This is a genomic window from Pseudoalteromonas luteoviolacea NCIMB 1944 (assembly GCF_001625565.1).
Taxonomy (GTDB): Bacteria; Pseudomonadota; Gammaproteobacteria; order Enterobacterales; family Alteromonadaceae; genus Pseudoalteromonas; species Pseudoalteromonas luteoviolacea_F.
The window spans coordinates 323,487-342,725 of the sequence record NZ_AUXS01000097.1; the positions used below are offsets into that span (position 1 = coordinate 323,487).

At 42.5% G+C, this 19,239-nt stretch carries 13 protein-coding genes; 3 read left to right on the plus strand and 10 right to left on the minus strand.

Translation table 11 applies throughout. The features are described from left to right. Positions 1-5 precede the first annotated feature (5 nt). Positions 6-1,817 (minus strand): M2 family metallopeptidase, encoded by a 1,812-nt coding sequence (locus tag N483_RS26375; RefSeq protein WP_023400552.1) that lies wholly within the window; start codon positions 1,815-1,817, stop codon positions 6-8. Between the two features lie 195 nt (positions 1,818-2,012). On the opposite strand from N483_RS26375, the gene N483_RS26380 reads away from it, so the two are divergent. Next, positions 2,013-4,280, plus strand: a complete 2,268-nt coding sequence (locus tag N483_RS26380; protein WP_023400553.1) for an acyl-CoA dehydrogenase — start codon at positions 2,013-2,015, stop codon at positions 4,278-4,280. Positions 4,281-4,293: 13 nt separating this feature from the next. Here the strand turns inward: N483_RS26380 and N483_RS26385 are convergent, their stop codons facing one another. The 4 genes from N483_RS26385 to N483_RS26400 form a co-directional block, all read right to left on the minus strand. Next, positions 4,294-4,731, minus strand: a complete 438-nt coding sequence (locus N483_RS26385; RefSeq protein ID WP_023400554.1) for a hypothetical protein — start codon at positions 4,729-4,731, stop codon at positions 4,294-4,296. A gap of 187 nt (positions 4,732-4,918) precedes the next feature. Continuing rightward, positions 4,919-7,279, minus strand: coding sequence for a hypothetical protein (locus tag N483_RS26390; protein ID WP_023400555.1), 2,361 nt, complete (start codon positions 7,277-7,279; stop codon positions 4,919-4,921). 180 nt (positions 7,280-7,459) lie between these two features. Then, on the minus strand, positions 7,460-10,609 hold the full coding sequence (locus tag N483_RS26395) for an efflux RND transporter permease subunit (RefSeq protein WP_023400556.1): 3,150 nt from the start codon (positions 10,607-10,609) through the stop codon (positions 7,460-7,462). Positions 10,610-10,615: 6 nt separating this feature from the next. Next, positions 10,616-11,791 (minus strand): efflux RND transporter periplasmic adaptor subunit, encoded by a 1,176-nt coding sequence (locus tag N483_RS26400; protein WP_023400557.1) that lies wholly within the window; start codon positions 11,789-11,791, stop codon positions 10,616-10,618. A gap of 246 nt (positions 11,792-12,037) precedes the next feature. Between N483_RS26400 and N483_RS27565 the strand changes: the two genes are divergently transcribed. Further along, positions 12,038-12,268 carry a hypothetical protein gene (locus N483_RS27565; protein ID WP_023400558.1) on the plus strand — a complete coding sequence of 77 codons (231 nt, stop codon included), beginning with the start codon at positions 12,038-12,040 and terminating at the stop codon, positions 12,266-12,268. A 107-nt stretch (positions 12,269-12,375) separates the two neighbouring features. Here N483_RS27565 and N483_RS26410 read toward each other — a convergent pair whose 3' ends face one another. Further along, complete coding sequence (locus N483_RS26410) at positions 12,376-12,741, minus strand: HopJ type III effector protein (protein WP_023400559.1); 366 nt, start codon at positions 12,739-12,741, stop codon at positions 12,376-12,378. Between the two features lie 161 nt (positions 12,742-12,902). Here N483_RS26410 and N483_RS26415 point away from each other — a divergent pair, with 161 nt between their 5' ends. Further along, the gene (locus N483_RS26415; protein WP_023400560.1) at positions 12,903-14,261 is read left to right on the plus strand and encodes a hypothetical protein; all 1,359 of its coding nucleotides are present in this window, start codon (positions 12,903-12,905) and stop codon (positions 14,259-14,261) included. Between the two features lie 44 nt (positions 14,262-14,305). Here the strand turns inward: N483_RS26415 and N483_RS26420 are convergent, their stop codons facing one another. The 4 genes from N483_RS26420 to N483_RS26435 all read right to left on the minus strand — a co-directional run bounded on the left by N483_RS26420 (position 14,306) and on the right by N483_RS26435 (position 19,219). Then, a complete protein-coding gene (locus N483_RS26420) occupies positions 14,306-14,665 on the minus strand; it encodes a glyoxalase superfamily protein (RefSeq protein WP_023400561.1) in 360 nt (119 codons plus the stop codon). 100 nt (positions 14,666-14,765) lie between these two features. Further along, positions 14,766-16,469: a HEAT repeat domain-containing protein gene (locus tag N483_RS26425; protein WP_023400562.1), complete on the minus strand. Its 1,704-nt coding sequence runs from the start codon at positions 16,467-16,469 to the stop codon at positions 14,766-14,768. Next, the gene (locus N483_RS26430) at positions 16,466-18,364 is read right to left on the minus strand and encodes a hypothetical protein (protein WP_023400563.1); all 1,899 of its coding nucleotides are present in this window, start codon (positions 18,362-18,364) and stop codon (positions 16,466-16,468) included. The genes N483_RS26425 and N483_RS26430 overlap by 4 nt, the downstream gene beginning before the upstream one ends. Positions 18,365-18,499: 135 nt before the next feature. Beyond that, a complete protein-coding gene (locus N483_RS26435; RefSeq protein WP_023400564.1) occupies positions 18,500-19,219 on the minus strand; it encodes a sulfite exporter TauE/SafE family protein in 720 nt (239 codons plus the stop codon). Between the last annotated feature and the right edge of the window lie 20 nt (positions 19,220-19,239).

Genomic DNA, 19,239 nt, shown 5'->3' on the forward strand with positions numbered 1-19,239 from the left:
AGTTGTTACCAACCACACTGACGGTTTTTGTTTTGCTCGTCTAAATAAGCTTGTAGTGGTGCAAAGTAATCTAGGATGGCTGTTGCATCCATTTGCTTGTTACCAGTAACTGTTTCTAGTGCTTCTTGCCATGGGCGGCTGCTACCCATTTCCAACATGGTATTTAGACGCTCACCTGCTTCTTTTGAGTTGTATACTGAGCAGCGGTGAATCGCTTCTTTGCTACCTGCGATCTCACACAAAGACTTGTGGAACTCAAATTGCAGGATGTGGGCTAGGAAGTAACGCGTGTATGGTACGTTACCAGGTACGTGATATTTAGCACCAGGGTCAAAATCATTTTCGGTACGTGCTACAGGCGCTTGTACACCTTGGTACTTTTCACGTAGGTCCCACCAAGCTTGGTTGTACTGTTCAGGGCTAATTTCACCGGAATAAACCTTCCAACGCCACTGGTCAACGAGCAAACCAAATGGGATAAATGCAATTTTATCCATCGCCATTTTCATAAGTAGACCAATGTCTTTAGACTCATCAGGTACTTGCTCTAATAAACCAATCTCTTTCAGATAACCAGGCGTTACTGAAAGTGCAATTGTGTCACCGATAGCTTCGTGGAAGCCATCATTGGCACTTTCTTGGTAATACAACGGCAGCTTGTTATAGGCGCGTTGATAGAAGTTGTGACCTAACTCGTGGTGAATAACTGAGAACTCTTCACCTGTTTGCTGGATACACATTTTGATTCGTAAATCATCTTTGTTGTCTAAGTTCCACGCCGAAGCATGACACTGAACATCGCGATCCTTTGGCTTTAAGAACAATGAACGAGTCCAGAATGTCTCTGGTAACGGCTCAAACCCCATTGATGTAAAGAACTTTTCTGCGCCTTTGGTCATCTTAAGCGCATCGTAATCATGCTGCTTTAATAGCTCAGTAAGGTCGTAGCCAGGATCCGCATTTTGCGGGGCCACTAGGTCGTATACATTACCCCAAGTTTGTGCCCACATGTTACCTAGCAGGTGAGCTGGAATAGGCTGGTCTTGAGGAACCTTGTCTTCACCGTATTTTTCGCCCAATTTAGCACGAACGTGACAGTGAAGAGAGTTGTATAGTGGCTTCACTTGGCCCCAAATACGATCTAACTCTTTGGCAAAATCGTCAGCTGGCATGTCGTATTTGCTTCGCCACATCGCGCCTGTGTCTGCATAGCCCAGTTCATTGGCACCTTCGTTGGCCAATGACACAAGATCGCTATAAAGTGGTCTCATTGGTTTTGAAACTTCGCGCCAACCTTGCCAAATATCTAGAAGTTCTTCATAGTTGCGGCTGGTGGCCATTTTGGCGGTCATGTCGCCAAGGCTCATGCACTTACCGTCTTTGCAGTACTTGCCCTTACCATATAAGCCATCTAGCTCAGCAGATAGCTTTGCTAATTCAGCCGTTTTTTGCGGATCTTTTGGGGCAGGTAGCGTTAAGTTTAGTTTTAACTTATCAAGCTTACGACGGTTATCATAATTTAGTTCAAGGTCGTCAAATTTAGCTGCTTCATTGGCAAGCGCGACAAGTGCAGCCGTATATTCTCGGCTTACTTCAGCTGACAGTGCTGCGGTGTCTTCAGTAATAAAGTTGGCATAGATCCAAGCTGCTCGACTGCTCCTTACTGAAAGGTCTTGTAATTGCTTTTCTGCTTCAGCAAGAAATACTTCTGCATCTTTCTCTGTTAGTTTTTCACTTGTTGTTGAGTTACAGCCACTCAGTGAGAGTGCCCCAGCGACAAAAATAGCGCTTAGGCTGAGTTTAAATTTTGCTGACATATGTTTTCACTTTTTGTTATAGAGAGCGCTGATGATAACAGCCTCTTTACCGGTGCTCAATTAGCGCGTTTCAAAGTTCATACAAAATAGTGACTGGGCGCTTTATCAACATGGCTTACCAATCTAGCTGAATTATTGAGTTAGCCGATTTTTCATCCATACTTATCGTTAATACTCAGTTGGGGAACAACTCTTATGTGGCTAATTTTATTATTGATTATTGCAGTATGGATTATATTTTCGGTTAAGGACATTCGAATTAAATGGATATCGACGCCCACATTTAATTACTTTAAACGTGCCTTGCCTGAACTATCAGATACAGAAAAAGAAGCAATGAAGGCAGGAGATACCTGGTGGGATGCAAGTTTATTTAGCGGTAAGCCGGATTGGAATATGTGGCTTAAGTCAGGTAGGCCTCGATTGTCTGATGAAGAATTAGCATTCGTAAATAATGAATTAAATACACTTATGGGTATGCTTGACGAGTCTGAAATTACAGCGCGAGGAGACTTGTCGGAAGATACATGGCAATTTCTAAAAGAAAAGGGCTTTTTCTCACTGATCATTCCGAAAAGCTTTGGCGGTAAAGAGTTTAGTGCGCAAGCAAACTCTGTCATTGTATCTACTATTGCTACAAGGAGTTTATCCGCTGCCGTCACTGTGATGGTCCCCAACAGCTTGGGACCTGCGGAACTGTTGTTGCATTTTGGTACGCAAGAACAGCAACAAAATTGGCTACCTAAACTGGCAAGTGGGGAGGCACTACCTTGCTTTGCTTTAACTTCTCTTCATGCGGGCTCTGATGCGGGTGGTATTACTGATCACGCGACAGTATGTCACCAAGAGTTTGAAGGGGAAAGTGTACTTGGTTTAAGGGTGAGCTGGTCAAAGCGTTATATTACACTTGCCCCAGTGGCCGATGTACTTGGGCTGGCGTTTAAAGTATATGATCCAGATAAATTACTGAGTGAACAACTTGAATGCGGTATAACGTGCGCTTTGATCCCCACATCTCACGCAGGTGTGAACTGTGGTGATCGTCACGATCCTATGGGGCTTGCATTTATGAATGGCACGACATCAGGCCAAGATGTCTTCATACCTATTGACTGGGTCATAGGCGGTCAAAGTGGCGTTGGCAAAGGCTGGCGCATGTTAGTTTCTTGCCTTAGCGCCGGGCGGGGGATCTCTTTACCAGCGCTGAGTGCAGGAACTGCGCAGTTGTGCGCAAAATCAACCTCTGCTTATAGCCAATTACGTTATCAGTTTAAGCAACCGATTGGACAGTTTGAAGGGGTTCAAAGCTCTGCTGCTCGTATTTATGGATTAGCCTATAGTATTGAAGCTACAAGAGAAAACACCGCATTGGCGGTTGATTTAAAGAAAAAACCGTCGGTGATCACTGCTATTGCTAAATACCACCTAACAGAACAAGCGAGAGTGATCATCAATGATGCAATGGATATTCATGGCGGCAAAGCGATACAAAAAGGTCCGCTAAATTATCTGGCTCATCATTATGCAGGCATGCCAATAAGCATCACAGTTGAAGGCGCTAATATATTGACTCGAAACTTGATGATATTTGGTCAAGGCGCGAGTCGTTGCCATCCGTATATATTGAAGGAAATGGAAGCGGCACAAATGACAGACACCGATCAGGGGCTCAAATCATTTGATAAATTGTTGGTTTCGCATATTGTTCATTCAGGTAAAAATGCGGTGAAAGCGCTTTTAAATGGTATCACGGTCGCTCGCTTTGTCCGTAGCCCAGTGAGTGGAGAAGTAGCGCGGTATTACCAAAAGTTAACTTGGTATAGCCAAGTACTTTCTTCTTTGAGTGATATTGCCATGCTGAGATTAGGTGGCAAGCTTAAGTATCGTGAAATGCAATCCGCTCGTTTGGGTGACATGTTAAGCCATTTGTATTTGGCGTCATGTGTTTTGAAAAAGTTTGAAGATGATGGCCACCAATGTGGCGATTTGCCGCTGTTGCACGCTGCAATGTCTTATCATTTATCTGGCTATAGCACGGCGGTAAAAAGCTTTATTGATAACTTTTTACCCAGAGGGTTGCGTACGATTGCTAAACGCTTGTATTTCCCAATCGGTACAAGGGCGAATGGCATATCAGATGAACTAGTAAAATCGGTATGTGCGAGCATCAGAGAAAACCATACAACGCGAATGCGAATAAGCGCTCTTTGCCACTCCCAAAACATGCCTGGTCTCGAGAAATTGGAGCGTGCGTTAGCTCTGTCTAAAAAGACGGATAGTGCTTACCATGACTTTTTGAGGTGGCAAAAAAAGCACAGCATGAGTTTATATAATCAACCCATGGCAGATCAGCTCTGCGCAGCATGTGAAGCGGGTGTTTTTTCAGAAGGTGACAAACAAATGTTGGAAGAGTGGCTTACAGTGCGTGATGAAGCGCTGAGCGTTGATGCCACAAGCGCTTAATCAAGTAAATACATTATCTGGCGTAAGGGTCTGGGTTTATTTTATCGACATACCAGTCACCTTTACGTTTTATCATTTGCACGCTGCGCATATCGTCAATTTGGTCGCCATGCAGTTTGCCAGTGAATATAAGGTTTACTTTCGCGTTTGTACCATATTGCTCACGAAGGCTTTTGTTAGTCATGTCTAATTCGATTGTGACATGGTCAAATTGCATATTGACTAAGTTTCTAGTGAATTGAGAAGGGGTGCCATAAGAGCGCATAATACGTGCAAGTCTGGGTGTAGCTAATTTAAGTGCCGCGTTCATGTCTTTGCGATTATAAAGCGCATCGAAGTACATGGTTGCAGTATACCCAGGTGTATCTTTGTCACCTCGGCCTGCATCTTCGTTGCCACAACCGGTTAAAAAAAGAGTCATACACGCGAGAATTAAAGCGAATAATTTCATAATACGAGATAGTTGCGAGACATTAGCTCTAGTTTGTCTCCATTCACGGCGTTTGTAAAGAAAACTAGTTAAAATAACCTAATCTTTAAGTCTTAATTAGTATAAATATATTATCTTTATGATTGTTTGTAATTAAGCCATATATAGTGCTCACCTTTGAATTCACAAAGGTGAGCAGAGCAGTTTATTAGTCGAGCGGGCAGTTAGTAGAATAGGAGCGTTTGGTTTTATAGCATATTTTTTCCTCTTTCATGAGCAATGTAGATACGAACCTACCAGCGCTTTGGAAGACTTTTTCCTCTCCTTGATAACAATGTATTTGACCATCACTGACAAGACAGGTTTGATCATTGACACTCAAAACTTGGTGCACTTGGCCTGATTGCTTTATTAGGTCATCAATTTTTGTGGCATTGCCGCCCCAGCATTGCCAGCTTGCATCCGTAAGCTGTGCACATACCGTTTCTGTATCGACAGCGTTGAGTCTCGCGACAGATTCAAGGTTAGGAACTTCGAGAGCTGGGTTGTCTTTAAAGCCTTCACATTGAACTTTGCCATCATAGCCTAACAAGCAAACATAGCTACCTCGTGTTACCACTTGCTTCAGTTGCTCTGGTGGAGTCAGAAAATTTATTTGGCCATTGTCACTGGTACACTGTTGCAATACCCGGTCTCTCACTTTGCAGTTATAGACTTCGCCATTTAAAGTTAAATTCTCAACAAACTCGACAGCTAACTCGCTTTTTGTTTCGGTATTATTTTCGTCTTGGCTCGATAGTATTAGTTTTACTTTTTCCATTTCAGGTCGGAAAATGTCTCGCATTGTTGCTTCATTTATTGCTGATTGAGCATTTACAAATTCAAAGCGCAGAGTATCTGAAGCCCAGTTGCCAATATAACCATTCTTATTGTCTGCATGGATCAATTGCCCAAAGACGGAAATACTTCGTCCTGCTATGAATACTTCATCTACACCTGAGTAGGCACGTAACAAAGAGTCGTAAGCCTGCGCAGTTATAGTAAATTCCTTTTCAGCGGCACCAGCTTTGGTTAGCACTTTGAAAAATCGTGTCCCCGACAATTGAGGGGCGTTTTTAAGCACAGTTATGGCTAAGTTGTTGTCACTATACGCTGATTCAAGTTTGTCGTAGGTGTGTGTATCCCATGATGAGACAACACGGACACTCTCTAGGGGAACACTGCTTGTTAGGGTGTAATTGGCTGTGACTTCTTTTTGTGGGTAAATCGAAAACTCTTTATATTTATCGCTGAGTTTAATGTCATTTTCAGCAGCTGACTTACTGAGATAAATCAGTGGGATTTGTGATTCGTGCACAACGCCTGAATTATATTCAACAGTATAATACACAGTGTGGAACTTTTTGATGTCGTCAGTTGGTGGGATCTCTATGGTTAACTGGTTGTGCTCTTGGGTATACATGGCTTTATCAAAGCCATTGTCAATATCCCAAAGAACAGACTTTACGTTTGTGGTGTCTTCTAAATTACTTGTGATGATCACCGTTTGGCCAACCGTTGCGATCTCATGTGAGCTTTTCAGGGTCAATGTGTTATGAGCAGGTATGGACTTAACTTTTACCTGTGTCTTGGCTGATTGTTTTACATCCCCTTTCATTGTGACGTTTAATGTCACGGTAAAGTCGGTGTCTTGCTCAACATTTGGCGCAATGAACTGATAAATCTTTTTGTTGGCAGTTGGCTCTGTCGGTTGGGGGTTTGGCTCCCATAACCATTGGTAAGAAGTTATCTCGTCAGAATTTGAAATGGTAGGCACAATACTTAACTGGCCTTTCGAGGATACGGATAAGTTTTGTGGCAATGAAACGGTTAAAGAAGGGCCATCCGCTGGAGAGACTTTAACGCGTGCAGTTTGCTTGTGTACACCAGCTTTGGTTTTGATAGTAATCGTTAAATAAAACTCTAGCACTTCGTCAACCGCAGGAAGCTGAAGCTTCAATGTTGAGTCGCCATGATCAGACGTTAGGCTATTAATAACCTCCTGATAGTCTGGTTCAAGGCCCTCTATCATCCATGATACTTCCTCAATTTCTGAAGTTGTCTTAAAAGGTACATTGATACTGACGTCACTCCCTCCTTTGAACTGATATTCGTCAAGCATTTGAATTTGAGCACCGACAGTCTCAGGGTATAGCGTCACGTTGAAATTCCTTGTGACAGCAGGGTTCACGCCATCTGATACCTCACAAGTGATCACCACTGATTGCTTTTCAGTCACCGTAGGGAATGAAACGACGGTTTCAGCAAGAGAGTTTTGTTGGAAAGCTACGCCAGCAAGAGAACTTTTCCAGCCGACAGTTAAGGTATCTTGTTCCGGATCTCTAAATTGAGTCGTTAAGGTGATTGATTCTTTTGAAAGCGCGATGCTTTCTCCGGCTAAAGTAATTGTAGGTGCTTGATTTATATTAGTGTTAGGGCGGGATGGCTCACTATTGTTTGAGCCTCCACTTCCTCCGCCGCCACACGCACAGAGGATACCGAACAATGGAGCTATGAGTAATTTACGCATTTTTAATCCTTAATATATGCTGTTTTTGTTTTAGGTAATACTATCTAAATATTAACCATATGCAAGATAGGGCCAGCGAATTGAATGAAAACTGAATAGCTAGGTTGAGAAGTGTTTAGAGATTGTAATTAAGTGTAAGAGCCGGCCTTTCGGCCGGGCTCGTTCAGGAAGGGAAGGGGGTTAGTTTATATTAGATTGTACTTGTGGTTGCTCCGTTTTGGTCTTACCTAATACTCTTCGCACTAGTTGTTTAATGTCCTCTAACATCACGTATTGGCAAGGAATTAACAACAAGGTAATGACAGTGGCAAATAACACACCGAACGCCAATGATACTGCCATTGGAATAACGATTTGTGCCTGCAAGCTAGTCTCCATGATAATCGGCACTAAACCGATAAAGGTTGTTAGAGACGTTAGCAGGATAGCTCTGAAACGACGGCATCCTGCTTCAACCACAGCCTCTTTGATACTCATGCCTTGTTCACGCGCTTTGTTGACAAAGTCGACCATTACCAGTGAATCATTCACTACAACACCGGCAACAGCAATGATGCCAAACATTGAAAGCCCACTCATTGTCATACCAAGTACCATATGGCCAAATACAGCACCCACTACACCAAATGGGATCACAGACATAATCAATAGAGGTTGTGAATATGAACGAAGTGGAATTGCAAGTAATGCAAAGATGATCATCATTGAGATGGCAAAGTCTCTAAATTGCTCTGCAACGCTATCCATTTCTTCTTGAATACGACCAGCAATATTACCTGTTACACCCGGGTAACTTTCAAGCAGGCTAGGTAAGTATTCTTCGTTAATTTGCTCCGCAATTTTAAATGGCTCAGCTTTATCGGTATCGATTGACGCCCACACACTGACCGTACGTTTAGAGTTTTCACGGCGAATACTGCTTACGCCTTCAACGCGTTTAATGTCAGCAACTTCGATCAGTGGTATCTCAGCACCGGCAGGCGAAATGATACGTACATCTTGAATGTCGCTAATGGCATCACGCTGTGCTTCAGGGTAGCGGACCATCACTTTGATCTCTTCACCATTTCTGAGTATGCGCTGTGCTTCGATACCGTAGTAGCTAAAGTTAACCTGAGAAGCTACATCGGCAAGTGTTAAACCCATGCTGTAAGCAAGCGGCTTTAATTCAAGCTGAATTTCATCGGTTGCAGATTGCATTGAGTCATTCACGTCACCGACACCTTCGATTGTTCTGAGTTTGTCTTTTAGCTTTTGTGCAACTTCTTTTAAGGTGTCTTTGTTTTTACCTTCTAAGCGGAAGCTAATGTCTCCGTCATCACGACCACCGTCAGAAATACTATCTTGAATAGTTAAGCTCTTGACGCCCGGTAACGGCGGCATGTTTTCACGCCACATGGCACTTAACTCAAATGTATCTATGGGGCGTAAATGGGGCTCAACTAATACCGCACGAATCGTCGCATTGGTTCTACCATTCATGTTAACGGCGAAGTTTTTAACCATCACTTGGTCGTATTCTTCTTCAATTTGATGTTCAACCTGATTCAACATGGTTTCAATCTTATTGATTGTTTCAAGTGTCGCAGTTTCTGAAGACGACAGGTTCATCTCAACTTGAACGCTCGGAAAGTCATGAGGAATTTTCGGGTTAGCGACAAATTTGATAAAGCCACCCATAAACAGACCAGCACTGACAATTAAAATACACACAAAACCGACAATCACTGTATAGCGGTAATGAATGCACTTTTCGATACAGGGTCTGTAGATGTTTTCAATGAAGTGTTTTAGGCCGTTGTCTAATGCTTCACGCAAGCGGTGGAATGGATTGTTAGGGTTACTCGGCTTGTCTTTCATCGCTGCAAGGTGAGCAGGTAAAATGAGCTTTGATTCAATCAGTGAAAAGATTAAACACAGGATGATGACGCCACCAATTGCTTTAGAAAACGCGGCTTCAGGTCCAGTAGAGAGTGTTTGTGGGAAAAATGCAGCTATGGTGGTCAATACACCAAAAGTCGCTGGGACTGCAACTCGTTTAACGCCACGCACGACATTGTTCAAGCTATGGCCGTGTTTTTCTATTTCAGCATGCGCGGATTCACCTACTACAATCGCATCATCTACCACAATACCCAGTACGAGAATGAAGGCAAACAAAGAAGCCAGATTAATAGTAATGTCAACGGACCCAGCAGGCATAAGTAAAAAAGCCCCTAAGAAAGAAACAGGTAAGCCCATCATGACCCAAAACGCCAAGCGAATTCTCAAAAATAGCGCTAGCATAAGCATAACCAGTGCGCCACCAATGATCATGTTTTCAATCATCATGTTGAGGCGACCTTCTAGGTAGTAGGTAAAGTCTAAAAATGGTTCTAATTTAACGCCTTGAGGTAATTGTCCCTGCTTTTCTTGAAGGTAGTTTTTAATGATGCCAGCGATGTTGGTGATATCTTGATCTTTCGACGCGCGCACTTCATAAATAAGAGAGTTTTTGCCATTATAGAGAGAGTACATCAAGCCTTCTTCAAAGCCATCAGATACCGTAGCGACGTCACCTAATCTAATTTGGGCGCCATCTTCTAATGTAATCAACGGCAGCTGCTCGAAATCATGTCCGCGATAGGCTTGGTTTTCCACTCGCATTGATATGTAGCCATTATCCGAGCGGATCTGGCCGGCAGACATATTTGCTGAGTAATTACGTACGGCATCAGCAATATTTCTAAAAGTCAGACCATATTCACGCAATTTATCAGGGCTTACTTCGATGCCGATTTCATAATCAAGGCCGCTGTTAAATGAGATCAAGTTGACGCCGGGTAAAGCCAGCATTTCATCGTGTAAATTGTTACCAAGGCGTTTTAGCTCCTGAAAGCTCATGTCACCATTCAAAGTAAGTAACATGACTTCTTGTTCATTTTTCTCATTGCGAATAACTGGGCGTTCCATACCTGCAGGAAACGTTGAGATTGCATCAACTTGCATTTTGACTTCATCTAGTACTTCTTTTGGTTCGTACTGATGGTCTACTTCAATCCAAGTTTGAGAGAAGCCTCTATTTGAGTAGGTTATCAGTCGTTTTATCCCTTCCAGGCCTTCCATCGACTCTTCAACTTTGATGGTAATCCCTTCCTCCACTTCTTGTGGGGCAGCGCCTGGGTAGACTGCTTGAATACTTAGCCAGTAGTTTTTACCTTGCGGAAAAAGTTGTTTTTGAATTGTAAATGCAGTTAATAACCCACCTACTAGGATAAAAATCATCAGTAAGTTTGCCGCAACAGGGTTGCGTGCAAACCAAGCTATTAAGCCTTTTTCTTGTGTCTCCATTGGCCATTACTCCTCTTTTAATGCAAGGGCAGTAGATGGTGATGCAACTTGGCTATCATCAAGGCTTAGCTGCATGCCCTCTGTAGGAAACTCTAACGAGGAAGTGATCAGTTGTTGACCCGTTTCAAGTCCCCGGTTGGCTACAATGAGACCGTCGTACTCTCTAACAACATTGAGTTTCTTGAATGATAAAGTACGATCTTGATTAAGAATGGCGACTTGTCCATCGCGTACTAAATGATGAGGGATCTCTACAGCATTGGTTAGTAATTTACCTTTGATCTGGGCATTTAAATATGCGCCAAATCGCAGTGGTGCTTGTGCATTATCGTAAGGGCGTTCTACCTGAGCAACCAGATAAGTCATGCGACTTCGGTTATCAATAACACCTTCACTACGGACAATTTTACCTTTCCAACTTACGTCTTGGCCCGCTACTTTAGCGGTCAGCGTCACATCCGCATTTAGGCCGTTTTCATTGAGGTGTTGCAGCTCATTGTCAGCTACGGGCAAGCGGACCTCAGCTACCGAAATTGCGTTCAATACGCCCACTGAGCTACCTAAATTGACCACACTCCCCAAGCTTAATGCTCGGTTTTCGATAATTGCATCATAAGGAGCTTTTACATAAGTGCGTTCTAAATTTCTTTTGGCTCGTTTTACACTTGCTTGAGCAGCTTTGAATCGAGCAAGCTTTTCGGCCAATTGCGGTTTTCTAAGATATAGTTCAGACGGTATTGTAGAGTTTGCGTTACTTTTTATACGTTCCCACTCGGTTTTTGCAACATGCGCTTGTGCTTGTTCGATTTCTAATGCTGAACTCGCTTGAGCGAGTGTCGCTTCGGCATCGATTAGTGCTGCTTCGTAATCATTTGGGTCAATACGCGCTAGCACTTCCCCTTTTTTGACAAACCCTCCTTTAACAAATTGTTCGGAAAGTTCAATGATTTGACCACTAACCTGAGCGACTAATTGGGTGCTGTATTTAGGTTTTACAATGCCATAAGAATTAACAGACATTTCTATGGGGGCAACATTAATGGGGGTTACTTCAACCAGCGGGTGGATAACTTTTTTAGGTTTTTCAGCTGGAGGGGTCTTCATTGACGAAAATGCAATTGCGCTTGCAATGCCGCCAAGTAGTACCACACCAGGTAAGATAATTTGTTTTTTACTAGCCACGATGTTAATTCCTTCCTGAATTGACAAATTAGATACGTAGGCACTGACCGTGAACGCATCGGTTAGTTAGAATAATACGTCAATAGTTATTTCAAGGTGTTTTGATCTGTGCTCAATATGTAACAAAGCATTGCGATATAAATAACGCAGTTACAATTGCAAAAAATTGTACATTTTTTTGAGTTGAGATACATACATCGTATTATACGCAGAGTATAATGAAGGCTTTTTGATGGTTGGTTCAAAATGGACTGTAGATTAGGTTGTGGTGCGTGCTGTATAGCCCCGAGCATCAGCTCGTTAGAAAAGGCTGCTAATATCCGCTGTGAATACTTAAATGACAACAACTTATGCTCTATTTTTGGGCAACCTGAACGTCCTAAAGTTTGTAGTGATTTTAAAGCTGATAAGGAAACGTGTGGGAGTTCCAATGAAGAGGCAATGGCAAATTTAATCTATTTAGAGGCCGTTACCTAAACTGCATTAAACCCAATTTAGTCGGTAAAAATCACTCAACAGGTTTAAAACTATGGCAGTAAGTCGGCTTTGTGGTTACTACCATATTGCATTGTCGTTATTGGTTTCTAATATTTTTTAGATAATGGAAATTCAAAAAAAGAAACTCGCTTCCAACCAAACTTCATAAAGTTGCGAATGTTTGCATGGTCATTACCATCAGTGTTTTGCAACACATCTTGGCGGTAATAACGTCCAAAGCAATGCAATGTGGCTTGCTCTGATAAACCATGTAATTTGGCGAATGCTAAAATTTTACAAGAGCCAAGGTTGGTTCCTGCTTCATTTTCTTGCTCACCGTTTGTAAAACTTGTTGGCGTAAATTCAAAATGGGTGTCGATGAGTGAAATGGTCTGCTCAAACTCTACCGATTCCCCTTGCTCAGTTACACGACTAATAAAGCGCTCAACACTTTCTGGTTGTATATTTGCCATAACGCAAACTCCTGCTAAAAACCCATATTATCCTTTTTTAGGGAAATGAAGCATAGTGAATTTTCGTCTTGTTCACTTTACTTTTAATGGCTTAAGCCGATGTTAGCAAAGGATTTGTGTTATACTTACGGGGTGTTAGAAAGAGGAGGTAAATTATTCGAGTGAGCACCGCAAAACTAAGCCAAGACGAAAGCCTATCATTTAAAATCAATTATCAGCTCCTACCAAAAGAGACAAATCAACTTGACCTATACTTTTCCATCCCGGTTGATATGGGGATCAATGCTAATACACTCAATGAAGTAGACTACTTCAATGCAAACATAAAATGCCATAGCGCCTATTACTCTGAGCAATTGCATTTGCCATTAGTTCGAAGTCGTTTTATCAGTCAAAGCAAAGGGCAAAAAAGTGATTATCGCGTCAACTTAAACTTATTTTGCTATCAGATCAGGATTGCACTGGATGCCGACGTAAAACAAACCCTTAAACTTAAACAAGCGGAAGAGTTTTACCCTGCAGCGATAGAGCTTGTGGAGCAAACATCAAAGCTGCTAGTGAAGTTGCGCCGTTATACACCACCGGACAACCGGCTTAAATCTTATTTTCAAAATGCTGATAACTATTTAAGTTGGCATACCGAGCAAGCCTTTTTGAAGTTACTTGCCAGAGGCCCTAAATCAAGTGATTTCAGTAAAGAGCGCGGTGATGTTATTGATTTTTGTAAACAAGAAAACCGCTATCGAGAAAAACACAGTTATAACTCGCAAGTTACACTTGAGGATCCCAATCGCATTACCAATAAAATGCGCTTACTTGAAAGACTGATAGAGTATGGTGTGGTTTTCAACAAAGAAACGGTTAATCTGGGGGCAAATCTAAAGCGCCTTGCTCGAGGGGCTGTTACTGCGGTTATTATGGCGTTTGTGATGTATTTGGTACTCAATGCACGCTCAAACTTTGAGGAAATTACCGTAGCTTTAATTGCGCTTCTCGGTGTGATCTATGGTCTAAGAGAAACGTTTAAAGATGATTTAACGCAGTGGGCGTGGCGTAAGGTGCAAAAAGGCCGGCCCAAATGGCGCAACAAGTTCAAAAACTCAGTCAATGATGAAACAATTTGCACCCAAACGATTTGGCTAGAGCATATTAAGAAAAAAGACATTCCGGAAGACGTTGATATACTTCTCAAAAAGCGTGGTCGACAAAATCGACAAGAAGCCAATTTGTTGCACTTTAGCTGTAAGAATTCGGTGCAAATAGATGAGTTTCTACCTGGATATGAAGAGGTACAGCAACGTATAACGTTTAATATGAGTTCGTTCGCTCGCTACCTTAAAAAAGGGGCTGGGAAGTTATACAGTCTAGAGGGCCACAAAGTTTCTAAAAACTCGGTAGAGCGCAGATATCAAATAAATCTTGTAATGCGTTTTAAATCAGGCGAAGACATACAACTGGAGCGTTACAAACTGACCATGAACCGCTCTGAGATTGTTGCGATAGAGCAAATGAAGGACTAGTCAAAGCTATAGTTATTGTTTGTGCTGTTGGTGCCTTACCTGTTTTAGTTCGACTGGAAAAATATAAGCTTATTGCCAAACGGATCTGAAATAGCCATTTCTATCCCCCAGGGCTGCTCGCTAATTCCAGGTCTTGCATGTTTGAATTGTTTGGCGATTAACTGTGTATGGTAGGACTTAAGATCGTCGCATTCAATGCGAATGCTTACCCCAGGTGACGCATCGCCATAGTGTTCTGAAATATGCAATATGCAGCTGTCTTTGGAAATTTGCATGTATACGGGTAAATCAGCTTCAAACTGGTGTTTCCAGTCTAACTTGAACCCCAAAAATTCAAGGTAAAAAGCGTGTGCAGCATTTTCATCAAAGCTGCGAATAATGGGGATGATCGAATGAAGTGCCATAGTAGCCCTCTACTAACAGAATCTAAATGATCCGCAACAGCTAACAGCACACTGTGCGGCTTCGACTAACACAAAGTTAGACGAAGCCAACACAAAAAGATCAAGGGGTTTGTTGTTTGTTGCTGTGTAGTAGCTCAATGATGGCTTTAAAGTTTCGTTTCGACGTTTCTTGTTTTAAAGCCGATTTCAATGTTGCTTTTATACCATCTTGATGCTGTTGATTAGCAAGTGCTTGGATTGCTGCGAATCGGTTTTCTGCGGTGGGGTTGTTGACGGCGATGGCTAAAACGGCATCACTGGCAGCGGGTTGCAGTTGATAGTGAGACAGGGCTTTTAGCAATGCGACTTGGTTCTGATGAACTGGTTTAGCTAGCTGCTTCTCTAAGCTGTTGTATGCGCGCTGTGTTTGCATCATGCCAAGTGCGCGTATAGATGCCTTTTGAACACTGTTATTGTGATAGTCAAGGTAGCTGTCAATTTGTTCAAAATGTCGTTCGTCGCGACTATTGCCAAGGGCCGTTACCAGTGCGGATTTAGTCGTGTTCTCGCTGACCAGTGACAACTGCTCTGATAGTGCGTCATGCAATTGAGATGATTGCAAGTTGGGCTCACGGCTATGCAACATAGCGCCTATCGTCATGTAGAAACTGCTGGTTACTTCGGAGTCTAAACTGCTAAAGCCATTTTCTATTTGTGTCACTAGCAATGTGCTTAATTGAGGACTCAGTGGCTGGTGGCCTTGAGATAGTGCTCGCAGGGCACGAAATTGCATCAGTGGATCTTTGTCTGCCTTGATAAGTAAATTACCCAGTAATAGTTGGCTATTGGCACTATCAAGTTGGCCTAACGCATTAAACAGACGCATTTGCGCTTCATCAGAGAGCGCTTGTTGTAAAAAGACACCTTCTAAAGAACTTATTACGGCATCAAATTGTACTAACTGTTTTGCCAAATCATAGGCTGAAGTGTCGGTTAAATCGGGCTTTTTAACCAAATTGTGGAGCGATATTTTAAGTTGTTTTAGCGCTTCTGAGCTCAGTGGTTTATTTGTATTTGGCCAATTGTCTAAAGTCGCTGGAAGCGAAAAAAGGGCAGAAGGGAATGCAGTTGTTGTGGGTCCAATTTGGTATTGTTGCTTGGTTTTTAAGTTTAAACTCTGCCCTTTGCCAGAAAACAGCAGCGTTTCTTGGCCTTTACGTGATTCGAAAAAGCATGCATTAGGGGTAATAGTATGGCCTGAGGATGCAACTTGAACCGTTTGCAATGCTGTTTGTTCGGCATCGCGCAAGAGGTAAGCGTGTTTGTTTAATTGAATGCTCGAATCTTTAAACTGATAAGATACCGTATACTTACCCAATGTATCTTGCTCTTGCTGGTGTAATTCACTTCTGACTCGCTGGAACTGGAAGTAGTATGCCAGTCCCTTCAGCTGTTCTAGATTTTGTTGATTTAGCTGCGTAGGAAACCAGAAGTCACTGATAAGTCCATTCGATGCAAGTCTAAAAGCAAAAGGTAGGGTATAACTGGCCAACTCAGAAGCAAATTGGCCTTGTCCTGCGGTTACATTGTCGGCTTTTATAGCCCACCAACCAGACTCATCGTTATGTTGGACAGCCTTTATGGAAATGAAGCCACTGAGCTTCAATTGGGTTTGCTGACCTTGTTGACTCACTTGGTCGTAATTAAATGTCGTTCGTGTATCGATTGCAAACTGATACTGTGCAGAGCAATCCGCATTTGCAGTACCTGAAACAGCCAGTGCACAAAGTGCACTGGCTAATGTCGCTTTACTAAGCGTGATCATAGGTTAATTTCACCTTCTTTGGAGTAAATTGTCCAAGATTTATCAAACACACTTTTGGTTTGATACAGCCACAGATCATAGCGCGATGTTTTCTTACCACATGGGTATGGGATCCCCCATTTTTTACACCATTTGACGCCATACGTTTCTGCGTATAAGCCGAATTTTCCTGAGATCACATCTAGATCATTTTTCAGTTCAATGCCGTAATAGATATGCGGGTTGCTGCTGTTGTTTGTAAGTAACGCAAAACCAGCATTTGATTCCATGGCAAAAGTATTGTCGATTAAAGTCAAAATTGCTTGTACACCTGCTGAAGCAACCAGTAGGTTAACGCCACCACGACCAAATGCACCGAAATCTACGTGGAATAAGTCACCTTCAGCGTATAGCTCAGCGTTATAGCCGACAGTCAGCTCAAACCCTAAATTACCAGTGACGCCAGCTTCAACCTTGATAGGAATTGGGCCGACGGTAAATGTCGCTTGGGCAAGCGTTTTGTCTTCTTCCCATTTCTTTTCCCAAGACTTTTCATACTTGGCTGTGAACTTTTCATCTTCAAAAACCACATTGTTAAAAATGATCATCTCAGACTCATAGCCCGTATTTTGGCCACTGATGTATGCACTGCCGTTATACGAAATACTAAAAAGGGTGTTTTTAGCTCTGAAAAAATAGGCTTCAACTGTACCTTCACCGGTAATACGGCCACCTGGATCGCCTGTTGGTACTATGAATAATTGGCCCTGTAAGTCTACACCAACACTAAATTTAGATTTGTCTCCGTATGATTTGTCAAATTCGCTTTGGAAATTGATATTGGCAAGGCCAACGGCAGCAGGTGCAACCGCTTGTTCAGTAAAGTCTTGTCTTGCCAAGCGACTAGCAGGTTCATCGGTTGCATCTTCTTGTTCGAAGAAGTATAGCGGTATTGATGTCAGAATTTGGTTGTTGTCAGTATTGGTCTCTGCATCTTGTGCCGCATCAATTAATGTAAAGCGCATTTCAAGTGTGTTATCGACGTCTGCATTATAGTTATCATGCAAGCTTTGTAACAGGTCAGCTTCTAGAGCGATATCAAAACCGATATGCTCGTTGTGCAGTTCAGCAGTAAATTCATGAGCAAGTGTGTCTGTATATTTGCCAGCCGTCGCGTCCCAAAAGTGTGTGCTAACCCAGTTACCAGCGACCATTACTTCTGCTTTTATGTGGGATAGGCCTAAATTTGCACCCTCATAGTCCGCTTCGAAGTAACCAATCAAATCGGTGTGGTGCTCACTTGCGCCATTATCGGAATTTGGTGTATCTAGGATCAATGCAGCTTGACCGAATTCTGCACCTAGAAGTTTGTAGTCGTGGCCAGCTTGCTCTCGTACCACAATGTCAGCGTGTGGGAAATTACCTTCCAAGTGAGGGTCATGATCGACAGAAGGGTGGTTGTCTTCTTCAACGTCTTCGACATGCAGGTCATGGGGATCAATTTGCGCCAAGATGTGATAGTTGCCACCTTCCAGTGAATTGGGCAGGGTTAGTTCAATCTCATGTTCAGAAGCACCTTGCGCAAGCCCCGTTAACTCGACAACTGCAATTTGCTGAATATCTTCAATGGCTGTTTCTTGGTCGTTTTGAATATCTAGTTCATCTGAGTGCATTAGATAAAAATGAACTTCGACATCGACGTTATTAAAACCCGTCACATCGACTGTGTAGTATGTTTTCACAGTGTCATTTGGTTCCAAAGTATCCAAAGGACCAGTTGAAATATCAGTTATTTCTAAATTACTTTTAATCTCTGGTGTAGGTGTTACAACGGTGATTTCCGGGGTGTCGTTATCGCTAAATTGGCACCCGGTCAAAGTAACCAAACCAGCAAGAGCAAATGGGATCAAGCGCATGTTATTTCTCTATCTTGTCTAAAACATCTTAAGTGTATCGTAAGATTATGGATTGAGTGTGGACACATGTAGCCGCTACATTTGTATTATAATTAAATAGGCGCTCAATCAGCTTTATCTGCCATTACAAAACTGTTAAGGCTGTGATATGAATAATGAAACCAACATTTTTATCGCAAGTGCTGTCAGCGTGAGCTTGATAACCCAAATGAGCTTTGCGTTATTACTAGAGAGTCGCAGTTTGCTGCCACAGTATGACCCCGCAATGGATCCAAGAACCATGTATAAGATGAGTGAGCCACTTTGTAAAAGTGTTGACGAAAGCATTGCAAAAACAGGCACTTTTGCCAAATGGCTGAGAGTCATAAAGACAGCACTGGTGGCGATGATTTCATCTTTACATTTGAGCTGTTTAGTAAGTACAGAAAGAGACAAAGGCCCGGTGGCACCTACCAATAAACCTAAGCCAGTTTGCAGCACGCCGATGACATAATAGTTTTCGAATTGGCTAACGTAGTTTGCAAATGGCTTGTACCAAATGTTGAGCAACAAGTAGAGGCCAATTGCCGCAGGGATATAAGTCGTAGGTAAGTTGTATAGAACCAAACCAAATAGCAAAGTCCCAATGACTGACCCAATGAAGAATGCAGGCAATAGTGACCACTTCACATAAGAAATCGAAAACAGCGCTCTTGATGTGTTGCTGGCTATCTGTGTAATACCATGAATGGGGATGATTAAAGCGGGACTTAAAAACATGGGAAGCACTGCGATAAGGAGCATTCCGCCACCAAAGCCAATGATTGCAGCTATCAGTGACGTCGTGAATGCGATTATGCCTAGCAACAGTTCCATGTTGGCGACCTTAACTAATC